Origin of the sequence: Alicycliphilus denitrificans (assembly GCF_044792555.1) — a bacterium.
GTDB lineage: Bacteria > Pseudomonadota > Gammaproteobacteria > Burkholderiales > Burkholderiaceae_C > Alicycliphilus > Alicycliphilus denitrificans_A.
Genome location: NZ_CP126238.1, coordinates 3,564,228 through 3,583,729, shown reverse-complemented (window position 1 = coordinate 3,583,729; position 19,502 = coordinate 3,564,228). Strand labels below are relative to the sequence as shown.

At 68.6% G+C, this 19,502-nt stretch carries 20 protein-coding genes and 1 riboswitch; of the genes, 18 read left to right on the top strand and 2 right to left on the bottom strand.

All coding sequences use genetic code 11. The features are described 5' to 3' along the window. Positions 1–56: 56 nt before the first annotated feature. The 9 genes from murG to thiC all read left to right on the top strand — a co-directional run bounded on the left by murG (position 57) and on the right by thiC (position 10,421). On the top strand, positions 57–1,121 hold the full coding sequence (gene murG / locus P7644_RS17020) for an undecaprenyldiphospho-muramoylpentapeptide beta-N-acetylglucosaminyltransferase (RefSeq protein WP_404300421.1): 1,065 nt from the start codon (positions 57–59) through the stop codon (positions 1,119–1,121). Further along, on the top strand, positions 1,118–2,551 hold the full coding sequence (gene murC, locus P7644_RS17015) for a UDP-N-acetylmuramate--L-alanine ligase (protein WP_404300420.1): 1,434 nt from the start codon (positions 1,118–1,120) through the stop codon (positions 2,549–2,551). Before murG ends, murC begins: the two co-directional genes overlap by 4 nt. Further along, positions 2,548–3,546: a D-alanine--D-alanine ligase gene (locus P7644_RS17010; RefSeq protein WP_404300419.1), complete on the top strand. Its 999-nt coding sequence runs from the start codon at positions 2,548–2,550 to the stop codon at positions 3,544–3,546. Before murC ends, P7644_RS17010 begins: the two co-directional genes overlap by 4 nt. Next, positions 3,543–4,415: a cell division protein FtsQ/DivIB gene (locus P7644_RS17005; RefSeq protein ID WP_404300418.1), complete on the top strand. Its 873-nt coding sequence runs from the start codon at positions 3,543–3,545 to the stop codon at positions 4,413–4,415. The genes P7644_RS17010 and P7644_RS17005 overlap by 4 nt, the downstream gene beginning before the upstream one ends. A 19-nt stretch (positions 4,416–4,434) precedes the next feature. After that, positions 4,435–5,664 carry a cell division protein FtsA gene (gene ftsA, locus P7644_RS17000; RefSeq protein ID WP_404300417.1) on the top strand — a complete coding sequence of 410 codons (1,230 nt, stop codon included), beginning with the start codon at positions 4,435–4,437 and terminating at the stop codon, positions 5,662–5,664. A gap of 162 nt (positions 5,665–5,826) precedes the next feature. Further along, positions 5,827–7,059, top strand: a complete 1,233-nt coding sequence (gene ftsZ, locus P7644_RS16995; RefSeq protein WP_404300416.1) for a cell division protein FtsZ — start codon at positions 5,827–5,829, stop codon at positions 7,057–7,059. 131 nt (positions 7,060–7,190) lie between these two features. Beyond that, the gene (lpxC, locus tag P7644_RS16990; protein WP_404300415.1) at positions 7,191–8,114 is read left to right on the top strand and encodes a UDP-3-O-acyl-N-acetylglucosamine deacetylase; all 924 of its coding nucleotides are present in this window, start codon (positions 7,191–7,193) and stop codon (positions 8,112–8,114) included. A gap of 9 nt (positions 8,115–8,123) precedes the next feature. Continuing rightward, the gene (locus tag P7644_RS16985; protein WP_404300414.1) at positions 8,124–8,300 is read left to right on the top strand and encodes a hypothetical protein; all 177 of its coding nucleotides are present in this window, start codon (positions 8,124–8,126) and stop codon (positions 8,298–8,300) included. 51 nt (positions 8,301–8,351) lie between these two features. Continuing rightward, positions 8,352–8,461: riboswitch (TPP riboswitch) on the top strand. Positions 8,462–8,543: 82 nt separating this feature from the next. Then, positions 8,544–10,421, top strand: coding sequence for a phosphomethylpyrimidine synthase ThiC (gene thiC / locus P7644_RS16980; protein WP_404300413.1), 1,878 nt, complete (start codon positions 8,544–8,546; stop codon positions 10,419–10,421). A 21-nt stretch (positions 10,422–10,442) separates the two neighbouring features. Here the strand turns inward: thiC and P7644_RS16975 are convergent, their stop codons facing one another. Beyond that, positions 10,443–12,068 carry a methyl-accepting chemotaxis protein gene (locus P7644_RS16975; protein WP_404300412.1) on the bottom strand — a complete coding sequence of 542 codons (1,626 nt, stop codon included), beginning with the start codon at positions 12,066–12,068 and terminating at the stop codon, positions 10,443–10,445. Between the two features lie 80 nt (positions 12,069–12,148). Here P7644_RS16975 and P7644_RS16970 point away from each other — a divergent pair, with 80 nt between their 5' ends. Beyond that, entirely contained in the window at positions 12,149–12,313 is a 165-nt protein-coding gene (locus P7644_RS16970) for a hypothetical protein (protein ID WP_404300411.1), read from the top strand. Positions 12,314–12,391: 78 nt separating this feature from the next. After that, the gene (locus tag P7644_RS16965) at positions 12,392–12,871 is read left to right on the top strand and encodes an RcnB family protein (RefSeq protein WP_404300410.1); all 480 of its coding nucleotides are present in this window, start codon (positions 12,392–12,394) and stop codon (positions 12,869–12,871) included. A 1-nt stretch (position 12,872) separates the two neighbouring features. Here P7644_RS16965 and ruvC read toward each other — a convergent pair whose 3' ends face one another. Further along, positions 12,873–13,421, bottom strand: a complete 549-nt coding sequence (gene ruvC, locus P7644_RS16960; protein ID WP_404300409.1) for a crossover junction endodeoxyribonuclease RuvC — start codon at positions 13,419–13,421, stop codon at positions 12,873–12,875. 359 nt (positions 13,422–13,780) lie between these two features. Between ruvC and P7644_RS16955 the strand changes: the two genes are divergently transcribed. Genes P7644_RS16955 through P7644_RS16925 form a run of 7 tightly spaced genes read left to right on the top strand, consistent with a single transcriptional unit; the run spans position 13,781 to position 19,495 of the window. Further along, complete coding sequence (locus P7644_RS16955) at positions 13,781–14,104, top strand: ArsR/SmtB family transcription factor (protein ID WP_404300408.1); 324 nt, start codon at positions 13,781–13,783, stop codon at positions 14,102–14,104. A gap of 19 nt (positions 14,105–14,123) precedes the next feature. Next, complete coding sequence (locus tag P7644_RS16950; RefSeq protein WP_404300407.1) at positions 14,124–14,528, top strand: DUF2703 domain-containing protein; 405 nt, start codon at positions 14,124–14,126, stop codon at positions 14,526–14,528. Between the two features lie 49 nt (positions 14,529–14,577). Next, on the top strand, positions 14,578–14,943 hold the full coding sequence (gene arsD, locus P7644_RS16945; protein WP_404300406.1) for an arsenite efflux transporter metallochaperone ArsD: 366 nt from the start codon (positions 14,578–14,580) through the stop codon (positions 14,941–14,943). Between the two features lie 15 nt (positions 14,944–14,958). Further along, positions 14,959–16,734 (top strand): arsenical pump-driving ATPase, encoded by a 1,776-nt coding sequence (gene arsA / locus P7644_RS16940; protein WP_404300405.1) that lies wholly within the window; start codon positions 14,959–14,961, stop codon positions 16,732–16,734. A 1-nt stretch (position 16,735) separates the two neighbouring features. Next, a complete protein-coding gene (locus P7644_RS16935; RefSeq protein WP_404300404.1) occupies positions 16,736–17,239 on the top strand; it encodes an arsenate reductase ArsC in 504 nt (167 codons plus the stop codon). Positions 17,240–17,286: 47 nt separating this feature from the next. Next, entirely contained in the window at positions 17,287–18,321 is a 1,035-nt protein-coding gene (gene arsB, locus P7644_RS16930) for an ACR3 family arsenite efflux transporter (protein WP_404303241.1), read from the top strand. Then, a complete protein-coding gene (locus P7644_RS16925; RefSeq protein WP_404300403.1) occupies positions 18,311–19,495 on the top strand; it encodes an MFS transporter in 1,185 nt (394 codons plus the stop codon). The genes arsB and P7644_RS16925 overlap by 11 nt, the downstream gene beginning before the upstream one ends. Positions 19,496–19,502 lie beyond the last annotated feature (7 nt).

Sequence of the window (19,502 nt, the reverse complement as noted above, 5' to 3'; positions counted from 1 at the left end):
GTTTGGCTGTGCGCAAGCACAGCCGGGCGCATAGCGCCGATGAGGGGCGGGCGCGTATGAGCCAGAAAACAGCCCTCATCATGGCCGGCGGCACCGGCGGCCATATCTTCCCGGGCCTGGCCGTGGCCCAGGAGCTCGCCGCGCGCGGCTGGCGTGTGCACTGGTTGGGCACGCCCGGCAGCATGGAGTCGCGCATCGTGCCGCAGCATGGCATTGCGCTGGAGACCATCGACTTTTCCGGCGTGCGCGGCAAGGGCCTGATCACGCTGGCGCTGTTACCCCTGAAGCTGCTGCGCGCCTTCTGGCAGGCGCTGGCCGTGGTGCGGCGCGTCAAGCCCGATGTGGTGCTCGGCATGGGCGGCTATGTCACCTTTCCCGGCGGCGTGATGGCCGTTGCGGCCGGCAAGCCGCTGGTGCTGCACGAGCAGAACTCGGTCGCCGGCATGGCCAACCGGGTGCTGGCCGGCATGGCCGACCGCATCTTCACGGCCTTCCCCGGCGTGTTCAGGAAGGGCCAGTGGGTGGGCAACCCGCTGCGCGCGGCCTTCACGCAGCAGGGCGATCCGGCCGAGCGCTTTGCCGGCCGCAGCGGCCCCTTGAAGCTGCTGGTGGTGGGCGGCAGCCTGGGCGCGCGCGCGCTCAACGACATCGTGCCGCAGGCGCTGGCGCTGATCCCCGAGGGCGAGCGCCCCCGCGTCACGCACCAGAGCGGGGCCGCGCAGATCGAGCAGCTGCGCGCCAACTACCAGGCCGCCGGTGTGCAGGCCGAGCTGACCCCCTTCATCGACGACACGGCCGCCGCGTTTGCCGAGGCCGATGTGATCGTCTGCCGCGCCGGCGCCAGCACCGTCACCGAGATCGCCGCCGTGGGCGCGGCCGCGGTGTTCGTGCCCTTCCCGCATGCGGTGGACGACCACCAGACGAGCAACGCCCGCTTCCTCGTGGACGCGGGCGGCGGCTGGCTCGTGCAGCAGGCCGACCTCACCGCCCGAGGTCTGGCTGATATGCTATTGAATATGGAGCGACCCGCGCTTATGGATCGGGCGCTGAAGGCAAAAAACATGCAAAAAACCCAGGCCGCCCGCGAGGTGGTTTCCGCCTGTGAGGAGCTCGCATCATGAAGCAGGCCATTCGTCACATCCACTTCGTCGGCATCGGCGGCGCCGGCATGTGCGGCATTGCCGAGGTGCTGCACAACCTGGGCTACCGCGTGTCCGGCTCGGACCTGGCCGACAGCGCCACGCTGGCGCGCCTGCGCTCGCTGGGCGTGGCCACCCATGTCGGCCATGCGGCCGCGCACATCGCGGGGGCGGATGCGGTGGTCACCTCCACGGCCGTGCAGCAGGACAACCCCGAGGTGCTGGCCGCGCGCGAGAAGAAGATTCCGGTCGTGCCGCGCGCCGTGATGCTCGCCGAGCTGATGCGCCTGCGCAAGGGCATCGCCATTGCCGGCGCGCACGGCAAGACCACCACCACCAGCCTGGTGGCCAGCGTGCTGGCCGAGGGAGGGTTCGACCCGACCTTCGTCATCGGCGGGCGCCTGAACAGCGCCGGCACCAACGCCAAGCTGGGCCAGGGCGAGTACATCGTGGTCGAGGCCGACGAGTCCGACGCCTCGTTCCTGAACCTGCTGCCCGTGATGGCCGTGGTCACCAACATCGACGCCGACCACATGGAGACCTACGGCCACGACTTCGGCCGCCTGAAGCAGGCCTTCGTGGACTTCCTGCACCGCATGCCGTTCTACGGCACGGCCATCCTGTGCGTGGACAACCCGGCCATCCGCGACATCCTGCCGCGCGTGACCTGCCCCGTGACCAGCTACGGCCTGGCCGAGGACGCCGAGGTGCGTGCCGTCAACGTGCGTGCCGTGGGCACGCAGATGCACTTCACCGTGCAGCGGCGCAACGGCGTCACGCTGCCCGACCTGGAGGTGGTGCTGAACCTCGCGGGCGAGCACAACGTGCTCAACGCCCTGGCCACGATCGCCGTGGCCACCGAGCTGAACGTGCCCGACGCGGCCGTGCTGCGCGCCCTGGCTGGTTTCACCGGCGTGGGTCGGCGCTTTCAGCCCCATGGCGAGCTGCCCACGCAGGACGGCGGGCGCTTCACACTGATCGAGGACTACGGCCACCACCCGGTGGAGATGGCGGCCACCATGGCGGCCGCGCGCGGCGCCTATCCGGGCCGGCGCCTGGTGCTGGTGTTCCAGCCGCATCGCTACAGCCGCACGCGCGACTGCTTCGAAGACTTCGTGAAGGTGCTGGGCGGCGCCGACGCCGTGCTGCTCACCGAGGTCTACGCCGCGGGTGAGGCGCCCATCGTGGCCGCCGACGGCCGCGCGCTGGCGCGCGCGCTGCGCGTGGCCGGCAGCGTGGAGCCGGTGTTCATCGACGATATCGCCGACCTGCCCCAGCGCATCGCCACCGGCGCCAAGGACGGCGACGTAGTGCTGTGCATGGGCGCTGGCTCGATCGGCGGCGTACCTGCGAAGATTGTCGAGTTGCTACAAAATAACGAGCTGAAGGCGCAGGGAGGACGCGCGCAATGAGCCAAAACGACTTGAATATTGACGTGAAGGCCATGGGCAAGGTGGCGGTGCTCATGGGCGGCACCTCGGCCGAGCGCGAGGTCTCGCTCATGTCCGGCGGCGGGGTGCTGCAGGCGCTGCGCGCGCGCGGCGTCGATGCGCATGCGTTTGACCCGGCCAACGGTGACCTGTCGGCGCTCAAGACCCATGGCTACCAGCGCTGCTTCATCGCCCTGCATGGCCGCCACGGCGAGGACGGCACGGTGCAGGGGGCGCTGGAGCTGCTGGGCATCCCCTACACCGGGCCCGGCGTGATGGCGTCGAGCATCGCCATGGACAAGATCATGACCAAGCGCATCTGGCGCTTCGAGGGCTTGAGCACGCCGGACTGGCGCCTGGTGGCGAGCAGCGCCGAGACGGCCCAGGCCTTTGCCGAGCTGGGCACGCCGATGATCGTCAAGCCTGCGCGCGAGGGCTCCACGCTGGGCCTGACCAAGGTCTCCTCGCTGGGGCAGTGCGAGCAGGCCTACCTGCTGGCCTCGCGCTACGACCCCGAGGTGCTGTGCGAGCAGTTCATCGACGGCGACGAGACCACCTGCCCGGTGCTGGGCCAGGGCGCAAGCGCCACAGCGCTGCCGGTGATCCGCATCGTGGCTCCGGAAGGCAACTACGACTACCAGAACAAATACTTCACCGACGTCACGCAGTACCACTGCCCGAGCGGCCTGCCCGAGGCCGAGGAGCGCGAGATCCAGCGCATCGTGGTGCAGGCCTACCGCACGCTGGGCTGCCGCGGCTGGGCGCGTGCCGACATCATGATCCGCAAGAGCGACCGCCAGCCGTTTTTGCTGGAGATCAACACCTCGCCGGGCATGACCGGCCATTCGCTCGTGCCCATGGCGGCCAAGGCCAGCGGCATCGGCTATCCCGAGCTGTGCCTGCGCATCCTGGCCAGCGCCTCGCTGGATGCGCTGCAGGGCCGGGGCGGCGCGGCAGGAGCACAGGAGCACGCATGACCGCCACGCTGCCCGCACCGCTGGACGTGCGCCTCATGAACATGACCGCCACGGTCCTGTTCGTGGGCTGCGCCGTGGGCGTGCTGGTGGCGGGCGGTGCCTGGCTGCTGCGCCAGCCGGCGTTTGCCATCGGGCATATCGCCGTCGAGGGCGAGCTGGTGCACACCAGCGCCCTGAGCCTGCGCGCCAACGTGGCGCCGCAGCTCGTGGGCAACTTCTTCACCGTGGACCTGGAGGCCGCGCGCCGCGCCTTCGAGCAGGTGCCCTGGGTGCGCAGCGCCCATGTGCGGCGCGAATTCCCGAGCGGCCTGCGCGTGCAGCTGCAGGAGCACGACGTGGCCGCCTACTGGGGGGCCGAGGGCAGCCCCACGCTGGTCAACAGCCAGGGCCAGGTCTTCGAGGCCGATGCCGAGGACGTGGAGCAGGATGGCCTGCCGCGCCTGCTGGGCGCAGCGCCCGCGCACTCGGCCGAGATGCTGGACATGGCGCGCCGGCTGGCGCCCGCGCTGGCGCCGCTGGGCTCGGCCATCGACACGCTGGAGCTCACGGGCAACAACGGCTGGCGCGTGCTGCTGGCCAGTGGCGCCGTGCTGCAGCTCGGCGGTGGTACGCCAGGCGAGGTGCTCGAGCGCGTGCAGCGCCTGGCCAGCACCCTGCCCGACGTGGCGCAGCAGCAGGGGCGCGGCGTGGATGCATTGGAGTACGCCGACTTGCGGCACGAGGGTGGCTATGCGCTGCGCCTGCGCGGGGTGACCACGGTGGCCACCGAGGCGCAGCGCGTCGCCGCGCAGCGTGCGGCCGAGCGCGCGGCGGCCGCGGCGGCACGGGCGGCGGCGGCTCGGGCCCGCACGGCGGCAAAGAACAACTGAGGGGCAGGACGGAAGAACTATGGCAAGAGAGTACAAGGATGTGGTCGTGGGGCTGGACATTGGCACCGCCAAGGTCATGGCCGTGGTGGCCGAGGTGCTGCCCGGCGGCGAGCTCAAGCTCGCCGGCCTGGGCGTGGCGCCTTCCAACGGCCTCAAGCGCGGCGTGGTGGTGAACATCGACGCCACGGTGCAGAGCATCCAGCAGGCGCTGAAAGAGGCCGAGCTGATGGCCGACTGCAAGATCCAGCGCGTCTACACCGGCATCACCGGCAGCCACATCCGCGGGCTCAACTCCAGCGGCATGGTGGCGGTGAAGGACAAGGAGGTCACGCCGGCCGACGTGGCGCGCGTGGTGGAGACGGCCAAGGCCATCAACATCTCCAGCGACCAGCGCCTACTCTTGGTGGAGCCGCAGGAATTCGTGATCGACGGGCAGGACGTGAAGGAGCCCATCGGCATGAGCGGTATCCGCCTGGAGGCCAAGATCCACATCGTCACCGGCGCGCAGAGCGCGGCCGAGAACATCATCAAGTGCGTGCGCCGCTGCGGCCTGGAGGTCGAGCAGCTCATGCTCAACCCGCTGGCCAGCAGCCAGGCCGTGCTCACCGACGACGAGCGCGAGCTCGGCGTGGCCGTGGTCGATATCGGCGCGGGCACCACCGACGTGGCCATCTTCACCGGCGGCGCCATCCGCCACACGGCGGTGCTGCCGATCGCCGGCGACCTGATCACCAGCGACATCGCCATGGCGCTGCGCACGCCGACCAAGGACGCCGAGGACATCAAGGTGGAAAGCGGCTACGCCAAGCAGCTGCTGGCCGACCCCGAGGCCCAGGTCGAGGTGCCGGGCCTGGGCGACCGCAGCCCGCGCATGCTCTCCAGGCAGGCGCTGGCCGGCGTGATCGAGCCACGCGTGGAAGAGATCTTCTCGCTGGTGCAGCAGGTGATACGCGAGTCGGGCTACGAGGAGGTGCTGTCCTCAGGCATCGTGCTCACGGGCGGCAGCTGCGTCATGCCGGGCATGGTGGAGCTGGGCGAGGACATCTTCCTCAAGCCCGTGCGCCGCGGTATCCCGAAGTATTCGAGCGCGCTGGCCGACATGATTGCCCAGCCGCGCGCGGCCACCGTCATGGGCCTCTTGGAGGAGGCGCGCCTGGCGCGCCTGCGCGGCTTCAAGGTGGCGGCCAAGAGCGGCTCGGTGAAGACCGCCTTCGGCCGCTTCAAGGACTTCATCGTGGGGAACTTCTGACATGACCACCCCACTGCTCTGGCTGGCCCGCGCCGGCCCCCCGCGCAAGAAGCGGGGCCGGTGGCGCAGTACGGCACCGCCTCCCGACGGGGTCACCCGACACAAGAAGAACACAAAACCTTTGGCAATGGCAAATCACAACGTAGTTACAGGAGCAGCATCATGACCATCGAAATGATCGAGTCCGAAGAGTTCAACCAGGGCACGCAGATCAAGGTGATCGGTGTCGGCGGCGGCGGCGGCAACGCCGTGCAGCACATGATTTCGCGCAATGTGCAGGGCGTGGAGTTCATCAGCGCCAACACGGATGCGCAGGCACTGACGCGCAGCAGCGCGCACCGCACCATCCAGCTGGGCACCAACGGCCTGGGCGCCGGCAGTAAGCCCGAGAAGGCGCGCGAGGCCGCCGAGGCCGCCGAGGAGGACATCCGCCAGGCCATTGCCGGTGCGCACATGCTGTTCATCACCGCCGGCATGGGTGGCGGCACGGGCACGGGCGCCGCGCCCGTGATCGCGCGCCTGGCCAAGGAGATGGGCATCCTCACCGTGGGCGTGGTCACCAAGCCCTTCGACTGGGAGGGCGGCCGCCGCATGAAGAATGCCGACGAGGGTCTGGCCGAGCTGGAGGCCAACGTCGACTCGCTGATCGTGGTGCTCAACGAAAAGCTGCTAGACGTGCTGGGCGACGACATCACCCAGGACGAGGCCTTCGCGCATGCCAACGACGTGCTGAAGAACGCCGTGGGCGGCATCGCCGAGATCATTAACGAGTACGGCCAGGTGAACGTGGACTTCGAGGATGTGCGCACCGTCATGGGCGAGCCCGGCAAGGCCATGATGGGCACGGCCACCGCCAGTGGTCCGGACCGCGCGCGCATCGCCGCCGAGCAGGCCGTGGCCTGCCCGCTACTGGAGGGCATCGACCTGTCGGGCGCCAAGGGCGTGCTGGTGCTGGTCACGGCCAGCAAGGGCAGCCTGAAGCTGTCCGAGTCGCGCCTGGCGATGAACACCATCAACGCCTACGCCTCGCCCGACGCGCATGTGATTTTCGGTGCCGCCTACGACGACAGCCTGGGCGAAGAGATCCGCGTGACCGTGGTGGCCACCGGCCTGTCGCGCGCCAACGCGCGCCGCCAGACCATGCAGGTGGTGCAGGGCAGCCTGCGTACCGGCACGGACAACGTGGCCTACCAGATGCCCATGGCCGGCGCAGCGCTGGGCGTGCCCGGCGGCGTGATCGGCAGCGCCGCGGCCCAGGCCGAATACGGCAACATGCAGGTGCCCAGCGTCTGGCGCACCAACCGCACGGCGGCCACGGCACGCGTGGACGCGCTGTCCTCGGGCGGCATGGACGAGCTGGAGATCCCGGCGTTCCTGCGCAAGCAGGCGGATTGACGGAGACCGCAGCAGAGGCCGGCGGCAGGCTCGGATGGGGCCGCCTGCCGGCTTTTCCATTTCCCGTGGCCTATGGTCGCCATAGCCTGCGCCAGCCGGCAGCACGGGGTAGTGCCCACTAAAATTACGCAATGCTCCAGCAACGCACCATCAAGACCCTGACCCGCGCCGTCGGCGTGGGGCTGCACAGCGGCCAGCGGGTCGAGTTGACGCTGCGCCCGGCCCAGCCGGACACGGGCATCGTGTTCCGCCGCGTGGACCTGCCCGAGCCGGTGGACATTCCTATCACCGCCACGGCCGTGGTGGATACGCGCATGGCCTCGACCATTGGCGTGGGGGGGGCCAAGGTGCACACGGTGGAGCACCTGATGTCGGCCTGCGCCGGCCTGGGGCTGGACAACCTGTACATCGACATCACGGCCGAGGAGGTGCCCATCCTTGACGGCTCCTCGGCGTCCTTTGTGTTCCTGCTGCAGAGCGCCGGCGTGGAGCTGCAGAACGCGCCCAAGCGCTTCATCCGCGTCAAGCGCCCCGTGGAGGTGCGCGAGGGCGAGGGCCAGAACCTCAAGTGGGCACGCCTCACGCCCTACCACGGCTTCAAGCTGCGCTTCGAGATCGACTTTGCCCACCCGGCGGTGGATTCCACGGGCCAGAGCGTGGAGTTCGATCTGGGGGGGGGCAATTACGCGCGCGACATCGCCCGTGCACGCACCTTCGGTTTCACCAAGGATGTGGAAATGCTGCGCGCCAATGGCCTGGCCCTGGGCGGCGGGCTGGACAACGCCATCGTCATGGACGACTACAAGGTGCTCAATGCCGATGGCCTGCGCTACGACGATGAGTTTGCCAAGCACAAGATCCTCGACGCCATGGGCGACCTGTACCTGGTGGGCAAGCCGCTGCTGGCGGCCTACAGCGCCTTCCGCTCGGGGCACGGCATGAACAACCAGCTGCTGCGCGAGCTGCTGGCGCACGAGGACGCATGGGAGATCGTGAGTTTCGACAACGAGCGCCAGGCGCCCACCGGCTTTGCCCAGCCGGCGCGTGCGTGGTAGGCGGCCGTCATGCTGCTCTTTCGCTGGGCCGTGATGCTGCTGCTGCTTGCGGCGGCGGTCTCGTTCGGCTTCTTCGCCGCCACGGGTCAGCAACGCTACAAGCGCTTTGGTCTGGTGATCGTCAAGTGGACCATCATCGCGGCGGCCATGTTCTTCCTGGTGCTGATCCTGGAGCGGGTGCTTTAGTGCTGTCGTGAACACGCACTTACAGGTTTTCTGCGGCCTTGACCTATACTAAGCCCTGCTCCGGGGTGCACGTGTCGACGTGCTGAGATGGCGGGCCAACCCGCCAAAACCGCGAACTTGATCTGGTTAGTACCAGCGTAAGAAGAGCTGCAGTGGGATGGTGGAGTGTGCCGTGAAGCATGCACGCCTGCCGTCCCGCCGATTGCGGAGCATTCCATCCAGAACCTTTGAGGAATGCACGCCATGAACGCCCCCGACACCTTTGCCCATCTGCTGGCCCGCACGCGCGAGCCCTTTCCTGCCTCCAGCAAAGCCTACATCACCGGCAGCCGAGCCGATCTGCGCGTGCCGGTGCGCGACATTGCGCTCACCAATGGCGAGCGGGTGAGTGTCTACGACACCTCCGGCCCCTATACCGACCCGCAGGCCGTCATCGACGTGAAAAAGGGTCTGGACAGCGTGCGTGGCGCCTGGATCGCCGAGCGCGGCGACAGCGAACTCTACGCAGGCCGCAAGGCAGTGGCGCTGGACGATGGCAGCAAGAGCGAAGATGCCGCCCGCCTGGCCCAGCTGCGTCTGGAAGCCGCGGCCCTGCAGCGCCAGCCGCGCCGCGCCAAGGCCGGCGCCAACGTGACGCAGATGCATTACGCGCGCAAGGGCATCATCACGCCCGAGATGGAATACGTGGCGCTGCGCGAGAACGGCAAGCGCGAGTGGATGGCGCAGTACATGGCAGACGCCGAGCGCGAAAAGCGCCTGGCCGGCAACCCCATGGGCGCCATGATTCCCAAGATCATCACGCCCGAGTTCGTGCGCGACGAAGTGGCGCGCGGCCGCGCCATCATCCCCGCCAACATCAACCACCCCGAGGTCGAGCCCATGGCCATCGGGCGCAACTTCCTGGTCAAGATCAACGCCAACATCGGCAACTCGGCCGTCACGTCGAGCATCGAGGAAGAGGTGGAAAAACTCGTCTGGGCCATCCGCTGGGGCGCCGACAACGTGATGGACCTGTCCACCGGCAAGAACATCCACACCACGCGCGACTGGATCGTGCGCAACTCGCCCGTGCCCATCGGCACGGTGCCGATCTACCAGGCGCTGGAGAAAGTGGGCGGTATCGCCGAGGACCTCACCTGGGAGATCTTCCGCGACACGCTGATCGAGCAGGCCGAGCAGGGCGTGGACTACTTCACCATCCACGCGGGGGTGCGCCTGGCCTACATCCACCTCACCGCGCAGCGGCGCACCGGCATCGTCTCGCGCGGCGGCTCCATCATGGCCAAGTGGTGCATGGCGCACCACAAGGAGAGCTTCCTCTACACGCACTTCGAGGACATCTGCGACATCATGAAGCAGTACGACGTGTCCTTCAGCCTGGGCGACGGCCTGCGGCCCGGCTGCGCGTCCGACGCCAACGACGAGGCCCAGTTCGCCGAGCTGCACACGCTGGGCGAACTGACCCAGATCGCCTGGAAGCACGACGTGCAGACCATGATCGAAGGCCCCGGCCATGTGCCCATGCACATGATCCAGGCCAACATGACCGAGCAGCTCAAGACCTGCCACGAGGCGCCGTTCTACACCCTGGGCCCGCTGACCATCGACATCGCGCCGGGCTACGACCACATTGCGTCCGCCATCGGCGCCGCCATGATCGGCTGGATGGGCACGGCCATGCTGTGCTACGTGACGCCCAAGGAGCACCTGGGCCTGCCCGACCGCGACGACGTGAAGCAGGGCATCATCGCCTACAAGATCGCCGCGCACGCCGCCGACGTCGCCAAGGGACACCCGGGCGCCCGCGCGCGCGACGACGCATTGAGCCAGGCGCGCTTCGACTTCCGCTGGCAGGACCAGTTCAACCTGGGCCTGGACCCCGAGACGGCGCAGGAGTACCACGACGAGACGCTCCCGAAGGACAGCGCCAAGGTGGCGCATTTCTGCTCCATGTGCGGGCCGAAGTTCTGCTCGATGAAGATCACGCAGGAGGTGCGCGAATTCGCCGCCGCCAAGGGCGTGGCCGAGGACGCCGCCTTGGCTGCGGGCATGGCGCAAAAAGCCAATGAGTTCAACCGCGCGGGCGGGGAGTTCTACGTGCCCATCCACCGCGCCGACTGACGGCGCGCGGCGCTTGGGGCTTCAGGCGGGCGCCAGCCGCAGTGCGGGGGGGAGGGTGGGGGCAGCCTGCGCCGCATCCCCCGGCAGGCGGAACTGGTTGACCTGCGCCGCCAGCTCATGGGCCTGGCCGCGCAGGCTCTCGGTGGCGGCGGCGGACTGCTCCACCAGGGCCGCGTTCTGCTGGGTCATCTGGTCCAGCCGCGACAGGGCCTGGTGGATGGCGAGAATGTCCTGCTGCTGCGCATGGTGGCTCGCGCGGATGCCGGCCATGGTGCCGGCGGCATCCTGGATGGCCGCCACCACCTGTTCCATGGTGCGGCCGGCGTTGGCCGCCAGGCTGGCGCCCGCGTCGGCCTGCTGCACCGATGCGGTGATCAGCGCCTTGATCTCGCGCGCCGCCTCGGCCGAGCGATTCGCCAGGCTGCGCACCTCCCCCGCCACCACAGCAAAGCCGCGGCCCTGGCCGCCCGCGCGTGCGGCCTCCACGGCGGCGTTCAGCGCCAGGATGTTGGTCTGGAAGGCGATGGCGTCGATGACGCCCGTGATGTCGCCGATCTTGTGCGCACCATGCGCGATCTGCTGCATGGTCTGCACCACGCGCGTGACCACGCTGCTGCCTTCGCGCGCGGCGGCGGCGGCCTGGACGGCCCGTGCCTCGGTGTGCTGCGCGGTCTCGGCCGACTGCTGCACGGCACGCGTCACATGCTCCAGCGCGGCCGCGGTCTCCTGCAGGCTGGCGGCGGCCTCCTCGGTGCGGCTGGACAGGTGGGCGTTGCCGTTGGCCATCTCGGTCGAGGCCAGGTGCAGGCCGTGCACGGAGCGGCCCACCTGTCCCGCCAGCCGCCGCAGCGCGCCCTGCATCAGCGCCAGCGAGGTCAGCATGTGCCCGGTCTCGTCGCGCTCGTGGCCCACGATGTCCTGGCGCAGGTCCAGGCCCGCCACGCGTTGCGCGGTATCGCTGGCCAGGGCGATGGGCCGCGTGATGCTGCGCATGAGCCACAGCGCCAGCAGCGTGCCCAGCACCACGGACAGGGCGCCGAACGCCAGCAGCGACCAGCGTGCGCGCTGGCTCCAGTCGCCCACCGCCAGCGCCGCCGCGTCGATGGACTGGCGCTGCGACCGGGTGAGCGCATCCAGCGATCCCAGCAGCGCCTGGGAGGCCGGCAGGAAGCGCTCGCCATACACCTGCTGGATGCGCGCGGTGAGCCCGAAGTCGCGCGCCTGCACCAGCGCGGCCTGGGCCTCGTGGAAATCGGCGCTGCGCTGGTTCACCTGCGCCAGCAGGTTCTCGTCCGCCGTGCCGGCCAGCCGCTGTGCCAGGGTGGCGATCAGTGCGTCGTACTGCTGCCGGGTCGCGGCGATGTCGGCGCCTATGGCCTCGCCCACCTCGGGCTCCGAGCTCAGCGCCACGGCCTTGTAGCGCTCGGCATTGATGGCCTGCAGGCGGTAGGCGTCGGCTACCAGCCGCTCGTTGGCCACGCTGCGCTGGACCATGTCGTCGGTGGACTGGCCGATGTGCCGCAGCGACCACACGCCAATGGCCGAGCCCACCAGGCTCAGCGCCAGCACGGTCAGGAACAGGCCCAGCAGGCGGCGGCCCAGCGGGCCGATGGACAGGGAGCGGGAAGCGGAGGAGGACAGAGGCATGTGCGGCTCAGGAAACACCAAGTCGGAAGGGGCTGAACGCACTCTGCGGCAAGATTGTGACAATATGTTTGCAACCGGACATGGCGTACGGCCTTGCGGGCAGCGGCGTCGCCGAGACGCAGGCCGAGGGCTGCCTCATGACCATCCTCGACCAGATCACGTGCGCCCTCCATGGCGGCGTGCGCCGGATAGGCGTCGTGCAACACATGCAAAGCGCAGGTAATTTCGTGGCAAATCTCGGGTAAAACCACCGTACAAGGGCTGCGGTGCAGCACTAAAAGGGCCACCATAGGGGCGTGTTCAATGCCATGAAAGGACGAGACATGCCCCATACCACCACCGCGAACCTGCGCGCGCCCCGAAGCTCCTTCATGGCGTGGGCAGCCGCCTGCACGGCACTGGCGATGGGCCTGTCGGCCATGGGTGCGCAGGCCCAGCCGCGCGATCAGCGCCACGACCAGCGCTATGAGCAGCGCCATGACCAGCGCAAGGGCCCTCGCTATGAACAGCAACACCGCCCCGGCTACGCACAGCCCCGGCCGCCACAGATGCGCCCGAACCCTGGCCCACCGCCCCAGGCATACGGCCAGCGCCCCTGGCGTGGCGCGGGGCCGGATCATCGCTGGCACCGCGGCGACCGCCTGCCACCGATGTACCGCAGCCGCCACTACGTCGTTGACGACTGGCGCGTGCACCGCCTGAGCCCGCCGCCGCGTGGCTACCACTGGGTACAGTACGGGGGCGATTACCTGCTGGTGGCCATTGCCACGGGGGTGATCGTGCAGCTCATCCTGAGCCAGTGATTCAGTAGCTGCGGCCCGCCTTGTACATCGCGTGCTGGCGGCGCTGCAGCTGCGCCACCTGGCCCACGCGCGCCATGGCCGTGCCCGCATGCGCATGGGTGATGGCCAGGCCCAGCGCGTCGGCCGCGTCGGTGCCGGGCAGGCCGGGCAGGTTGAGCAGGCGGCGCACCATCTCCTGCACCTGCGGCTTGGCCGCGCGGCCGTGGCCGACCACGGCCTTCTTCATCTGCAGCGCCGTGTACTCGGCTACCGGCAGGTTGGCGTTGACCAGCGCCGTCAGCGCGGCGCCGCGCGCCTGGCCCAGCAGCAGCGTGGACTGGGGGTTGACGTTGACGAACACGATCTCCACCGCCGCCGTGCTGGGCTGATAGCGCGCCGCCACCTCGCTGATGCCGTCGAACAAGATTTTCAGCCGCCCTGGCAGGTCCCCGAGCGCCAGCCCCGTCGTGCGTATCGTGCCGCTGGCCACATAGGTCAGGCGCTGACCATGAACGTCCACCACGCCAAAGCCCGTGGTCTGCAGGCCGGGGTCGATTCCCAGGATTCTCATTACTATAAAAAATATAGCTCTTGACGCTTTATGGATAAGCGTTAGAAGCTGTTTTGACTATAAGCCGGAGTGCCTGCGTACGGCATGGAAGAACACCGGTGTTGCCAGGTGCGGGGGTATATGCCAAAAAATGCGCCAAGCCCGGCAGAGGGAGGCGCATCAACTGGGCTGGCATGGCGGGGATGATACGGGGTGGCGGTCGGAGGATCGGTGGACTGCGGTCATGACAGGTTTCGATCCGTTTGGGCCTATCGATCGCGGCGGGTCGTTAGCGGTGCTGCCTCCCTGGCTAGCCGCCACCCCTTGTCACCACGGTCCTGCGTCATCAAACTTTCAAATAATTCCATATAATTGGAACTATGGATGAAAAAGATGTTATCAAGGCCATGGCCGCCCTGGCGCAGCCCAACCGGCTGCAGATCTTCCGGGCGCTGGTCGTTGCCGGAAAGGGCGGGGCCACCCCGGGCACCCTGGCCGAATCGCTGGCCATGCCCGCGGCCACGCTTTCGTTTCACCTCAAGGAGCTGCTCGGAGCAGGCCTCGTTTCGCAGGAGCGCAGCGGCCGCAACCTGATCTACCGCGCCGAGTTCGAGTGCATGAACGGCTTGCTCACCTACCTGACCGCCAACTGCTGTCAGGGCGAGCCTTGCCTGGACCCGGCGGCTCAATCCTGCGACTGCTGACCCGGCTGGAGGGGCCCCCATGAAGCCATTACCCATCGTCTGGCAACGCCTCGTAAGCGAACAGGGATCGACCTGTCCGCGCTGCCATGACACCGGAGAAGCCGTGCAGCAGGCGGTCCGTCAACTGCGGCAGGCCCTCGAACCCCTGGGCATAAAGCCTGAGCTGCAGGTCCAGGCGATCGATGCCGCCGCGTTCCTGCGCGACCCGCTGCAGTCCAACCAGGTCCTCATCGCTGGCCGCCCCATGGAGCACTGGCTCGGCGCCGCCACCGGCAGCAGCCGCTGCTGCAACGAGTGCGGCGCCAACGAGTGCCGCACCGTCGAAGTCGATGGCCAGGTCCATGAGGCGATCCCGCAGGAGCTGCTGGTGCGCGCAGGACTCATTGCCGCCACCCGGATGCTCGATCCGGCCTTGCCGGCGTGACATGCCGCGCAGGCCCTTCACCGACAGACCCATCCCCCCAGGAGCCCACATGACCACCATCCAGATCTTTGATCCGGCCCTTTGCTGCAGCACCGGCGTGTGCGGCGTCGAAGTGGACCAGCACCTCGTGACCTTCGCCGCCGACGTAGAGTGGGCCCAGCGCCAAGGCGTGCAGATCGAGCGCTTCAACCTGTCGCAGCAACCCCTGGCGTTCGCGCAGAACGACATCGTCAAGGGACTGCTGGAGCGCACTGGGCAGGCGGCCTTGCCCGTCACCCTGGTGCAGGGGCAGCTCGCCCTTGCCGGGCGCTACCCCTCGCGCGACGACCTGGCCCGCTGGGCCGGCATCGCGCCCGCGGTCACTCCCGTGGAGGCTTCCGCTGGCTCGTGCTGCTCAGGCGGCCGCTGCGGCTGAAGTCGGGAGCGCGTGATGCAATTCCTCCAGAACCCGCCCCGCTTCCTGTTCTTCACAGGCAAGGGGGGCGTGGGCAAGACCTCCATCGCCTGCGCCAGCGCCGTCGAACTGGCCGATGCCGGCCGCAAGATCCTCCTGGTCAGCACCGACCCGGCCTCCAACGTGGGGCAGGTCTTCGGGCTGGCTATCGGTAACCGCGTGACCGCCATCCCGAGCGTGTCCAACCTCAGTGCGCTGGAGATCGATCCGCAGGGCGCCGCCCAGGCCTATCGGGATCGCATCGTGGGGCCGGTGCGCGGTGTGCTGCCGGATGAAGTCGTCAAGAGCATCGAGGAGCAGCTTTCGGGAGCCTGCACCACCGAGATCGCGGCGTTCGACGAGTTCACCGAGCTGCTGGTCGGCTCCCAGCTGACCGCCGGCTTCGATCACATCGTCTTCGACACCGCACCCACCGGCCACACCATCCGCCTGCTGCAGTTGCCCGGCGCCTGGAGCGGGTTCCTGGAGGCCGGCAAGGGCGATGCCTCCTGCCTTGGCCCGCTGGCCGGACTGGAAAAGCAACGCTCCCAGTACAAGGCCGCTGTGCAGGCCCTGTCCGACCCGCAACGCACCCGGCTCGTGCTGGTGGCCCGCGCCCAGGCAGCGACGCTGCGTGAGGCGGCCCGCACCCACGAGGAACTGGCCGGGATTGGCCTGGCACGCCAGCACCTGGTCCTCAATGGCCTGCTGCCTGGTGACGCCGTGGGGCAGGATGCCCTCGCCCGTGCGATCCACACCCGTGAACAGGCCTGCCTCGACGGCATGCCCGCCGTGCTTCAGGCCCTGGCGCAGGACCGTATCGCGCTGCAGCCCTTCGACCTGGTTGGCTTGGCGGCATTGCGCAGCCTGCTCAAGGACCCGGCGCGGCCCGGGATCACCGCCGCCGATGCGACAGCGCCCACCGTTCCCACGGCGCCCACCTTGTCAGAGCTGGTCGACGAAATAGCGGCCGACGGCCACGGCTTGGTGATGCTCATGGGCAAGGGCGGTGTCGGCAAGACGACCCTGGCCGCCGCCGTAGCGGTCGAACTGGCGCATCGCGGCCTGCCCGTGCACCTGACCACCTCCGACCCGGCAGCCCACCTGGCACAAACGCTGGAGGGCACGCTGGAGCACCTTGCCCTCAGCCGCATCGACCCGCACGAGGTCACCGCCCGCTACCGCGAGCAGGTGATGGCGACCAAGGGGGCGGCGCTCGACGCCGAAGGCCGTGCCATGCTGGAGGAGGACCTGCGCTCGCCCTGCACCGAGGAGATCGCGGTGTTCCAGGCCTTCTCGCGCATCATCCGCGAGGCCGGCCGCAAGTTCGTGGTGATGGACACCGCGCCCACCGGGCATACCTTATTGCTCCTGGACGCCACCGGCGCCTATCACCGCGACATCGTGCGCCAGATGGGCGAGAAGGGCGTGCACTTTCGCACACCGATGATGCAACTGCAGGACCCCAAGCAGACCAAGGTCCTGATCGTCACGCTGGCCGAGACCACGCCCGTGCTGGAAGCCGCCAACCTGCAGTCCGACCTGCGTCGCGCCGGCATCGAGCCCTGGGCCTGGGTGATCAACAACAGCCTGGCCGCCTGCGCGCCGGCCTCCCCCCTGCTGCGCCAGCGCGCGCGCAACGAACTGCGCGAGATCGACGCCGTGGCTACCCGCCATGCACGCCGCTACGCGCTTGTGCCCTTGCTGCAAGACGAACCCGTCGGCGTCCAGCGCCTGCTGACCCTGGCGGGCCATCCCACCGAGAAAGCTTGATATGTCCGAAAGAACCTACAACGTCCTGTTCCTGTGTACCCACAACTCTGCCCGCAGCATCCTGGCCGAGGCCCTGCTCAATCACTTGGGCAAGGGGCGCTTCAAGGCCTGGTCGGCGGGCAGCAGTCCGCGGGAGAGCCAGCAACCCAATCCGCTGGCGCTGGAGACCTTGGCCAAGGCAGGCATCGCCACCGAAGGTTTGCGCAGCAAAAGCTGGGATGAGTTCGGCCATCCAGACGCACCCAAAATGGATTTGGTGATCACCGTGTGCGACAACGCCGCGGGCGAGGTCTGCCCTTTCTGGCCGGGCCAGCCCGCCACTGCGCACTGGGGCTATGCCGACCCCTCCGAGGCCCCGGGCGGCGAGGACGGCAAGCGTGAGGCCTTCCGGCAGACGCTGCACCTGATGGGCAAACGGCTGGAGATCTTCGCCAACCTACCGACCTCTAGCCTGGACAAGCTCACCATCGAACGCACGGCCCGCGAACTGGCCAAGACAGCATGAGCACCGCCGCGCGTGATCTCGTGTGCGACGCGACGGTACCCGCGACTATGAGCGTGTTCGAGCGCTATCTCACCGTGTGGGTAGTGCTGTGCATCGTGGTGGGCATCGGACTGGGCCAGGCCTTCCCCGGCGCGGCGCGGACCATTGGCGCGTGGGAAGTGGCCCGCGTGAACCTGCCGGTGGGCCTGCTCATCTGGGTGATGATCATCCCGATGCTGCTGAAGGTGGATTTTTCCGCACTGGGCGAGGTGCGGCAGCACACGCGCGGCATCGGGGTCACGCTGTTCGTGAACTGGCTGGTCAAGCCGTTCTCCATGGCCTTCCTGGGCTGGCTCTTCATCCGCCAGTGGTTCGCCCCCTACCTGCCTGCGGACCAGCTCGACAGCTACATCGCCGGACTGATCCTGCTGGCGGCGGCCCCATGCACGGCCATGGTGTTCGTCTGGAGCCGCCTGACCGGCGGAGATCCCCTGTTCACGCTGTCCCAGGTCGCGTTGAACGACAGCATCATGATCGTGGCGTTCGCGCCGCTGGTGGCCTTCCTGCTCGGTCTGTCGGCCATCACCGTGCCTTGGGACACCCTGCTTACCTCGGTGGTGCTGTACATCGTCATCCCGGTGGCGCTGGCCCAGTGGTGGCGGCGGGCCCTGCTGGCACGGGGACAGGCCGCGTTCGATGCCGCACTCCAGCGCATCGGGCCCTGGTCCATCGCCGCGCTGCTGCTCACGCTGGTGCTGCTGTTCGCCTTCCAGGGAGAGGCCATCCTGCGCCAGCCCCTGGTCATCGCGCTGCTGGCCGTGCCCATTCTGATCCAGGTGTTTTTCAACTCGGCGCTGGCCTACTGGCTCAACCGGGCCGTGGGCGAAAAGCATGCGGTCGCCTGTCCGTCCGCCCTGATTGGGGCATCCAACTTCTTTGAACTGGCCGTGGCTGCCGCCATCAGCCTGTTTGGGTTCGAGTCGGGCGCGGCGCTCGCCACCGTGGTGGGCGTGCTCATCGAGGTGCCGGTGATGCTGCTGGTCGTCAAGGTCGTGAATGCATCCAGAGGCTGGTACGACGCGGGCGCGGCACGTGCAACGTAGAACCACCATCACGCTGATACTGGGCGTGGCCCAGACGCTGGCTTGGGCATCGTCGTATTACTTGCCTGCGGTGCTGGCCGGGGCCATGGGTCAGGAGGTCGGCCTGTCCGCCTCGGCGGTGTTCGGCGCTTTCTCGCTGGCACTGCTGTTCTCGGCGGCCATCGGCCCCTGGGCAGGGCGCGCCATCGACCGCGTGGGCGGTCGCCCGGTGCTGATCACCAGCAATGTGCTGTTCGCCCTGGGCCTGATGGGGTTGAGCCAAGCGTCCCAGCCGTTGCACATTTTTGCGGCCTGGGCCGTGCTGGGCTTGGCCATGGGCAGCGGGCTCTACGAAGCCGCGTTCGCCACGGTGGTCCGGCTGCATGGGCAAGAGGCGCGGGGAGCGATCACCGGGATCACATTGCTGGCGGGCTTTGCAAGCACCATCGGCTGGCCGCTCACGGCCTATCTGGAGGCGACGCTTGGCTGGCGGGGTGCATGCATGGTGTGGGCGGCGCTGCAGCTGTGCATTGGACTTCCGCTGAATGCCATGCTGCCCAAGGAGGCCTCGGGTGCCAGACAGGCCCTTGCCACAACCCGCCCAGCAGCAGCGGCAGCAGGCATGGCGCCGGCACGGCAGCGCCGGGCGGCTCTGCTCATGGCCTGCGTGTTTGCCATTGCGTGGTTCAACAGCACGGCGATGGCGGCGCATTTGCCGCAGGTCCTGCAGGCCTCGGGCGTGGCCTTGGCTGCAGCCATCGGCATCGCGGCACTGGTGGGGCCGGCCCAGGTCGCGGGGCGCCTGATCGAATTCACCCTGCTCAAGCGGGCACACCCACTGCTGTCGGCGCGGTTGGCCACACTAGCCCATCCAGTGGGCGTCGTGCTGCTGGCGCTGGCGGGCAGCCATGCGGCTGCGGCATTTGCGGTGCTCCACGGACTGGGCAACGGGATTCTGACCATCGCCATTGGCACGCTGCCGCTGCTGATTTTTGGCGCCCAGGGCTATGGGCAGCGACAGGGGTTTCTGATGGTGCCGGCGCGCATCGTCCAGGCGGGGGCTCCGTTCGTGTTCGGGCTGGCCGTGGAGCGCTGGGGCGCTGGCGTGCTGTGGCTCTCCGGTGCGTTGGGCGTCGTGGCGTGTTCCGCCCTGGCCGTGCTGGCTGCGGACATGAACCGGGCTGAGAGGCTGTGAACAAGCA

Bases quoted from the DNA above. Each gene is read 5' to 3' on its own strand.
- P7644_RS17010 (WP_404300419.1), top strand. From the start codon at position 2,548: ATGAGCCAAAACGACTTGAATATTGACGTGAAGGCCATGGGCAAGGTG.
- P7644_RS16950 (WP_404300407.1), top strand. From the start codon at position 14,124: ATGAAGCCATTACCCATCGTCTGGCAACGCCTCGTAAGCGAACAGGGA.
- P7644_RS16975 (WP_404300412.1), bottom strand. From the start codon at position 12,068: ATGCCTCTGTCCTCCTCCGCTTCCCGCTCCCTGTCCATCGGCCCGCTG.
- arsB (WP_404303241.1), top strand. From the start codon at position 17,287: ATGAGCGTGTTCGAGCGCTATCTCACCGTGTGGGTAGTGCTGTGCATC.
- P7644_RS16985 (WP_404300414.1), top strand. From the start codon at position 8,124: ATGCTGCTCTTTCGCTGGGCCGTGATGCTGCTGCTGCTTGCGGCGGCG.
- murG (WP_404300421.1), top strand. From the start codon at position 57: ATGAGCCAGAAAACAGCCCTCATCATGGCCGGCGGCACCGGCGGCCAT.
- arsD (WP_404300406.1), top strand. From the start codon at position 14,578: ATGACCACCATCCAGATCTTTGATCCGGCCCTTTGCTGCAGCACCGGC.
- lpxC (WP_404300415.1), top strand. From the start codon at position 7,191: ATGCTCCAGCAACGCACCATCAAGACCCTGACCCGCGCCGTCGGCGTG.
- P7644_RS17005 (WP_404300418.1), top strand. From the start codon at position 3,543: ATGACCGCCACGCTGCCCGCACCGCTGGACGTGCGCCTCATGAACATG.
- ftsZ (WP_404300416.1), top strand. From the start codon at position 5,827: ATGACCATCGAAATGATCGAGTCCGAAGAGTTCAACCAGGGCACGCAG.
- P7644_RS16965 (WP_404300410.1), top strand. From the start codon at position 12,392: ATGCCCCATACCACCACCGCGAACCTGCGCGCGCCCCGAAGCTCCTTC.
- arsA (WP_404300405.1), top strand. From the start codon at position 14,959: ATGCAATTCCTCCAGAACCCGCCCCGCTTCCTGTTCTTCACAGGCAAG.
- ftsA (WP_404300417.1), top strand. From the start codon at position 4,435: ATGGCAAGAGAGTACAAGGATGTGGTCGTGGGGCTGGACATTGGCACC.
- P7644_RS16955 (WP_404300408.1), top strand. From the start codon at position 13,781: ATGGATGAAAAAGATGTTATCAAGGCCATGGCCGCCCTGGCGCAGCCC.
- P7644_RS16935 (WP_404300404.1), top strand. From the start codon at position 16,736: ATGTCCGAAAGAACCTACAACGTCCTGTTCCTGTGTACCCACAACTCT.
- thiC (WP_404300413.1), top strand. From the start codon at position 8,544: ATGAACGCCCCCGACACCTTTGCCCATCTGCTGGCCCGCACGCGCGAG.
- P7644_RS16970 (WP_404300411.1), top strand. From the start codon at position 12,149: ATGGCGTACGGCCTTGCGGGCAGCGGCGTCGCCGAGACGCAGGCCGAG.
- murC (WP_404300420.1), top strand. From the start codon at position 1,118: ATGAAGCAGGCCATTCGTCACATCCACTTCGTCGGCATCGGCGGCGCC.
- ruvC (WP_404300409.1), bottom strand. From the start codon at position 13,421: ATGAGAATCCTGGGAATCGACCCCGGCCTGCAGACCACGGGCTTTGGC.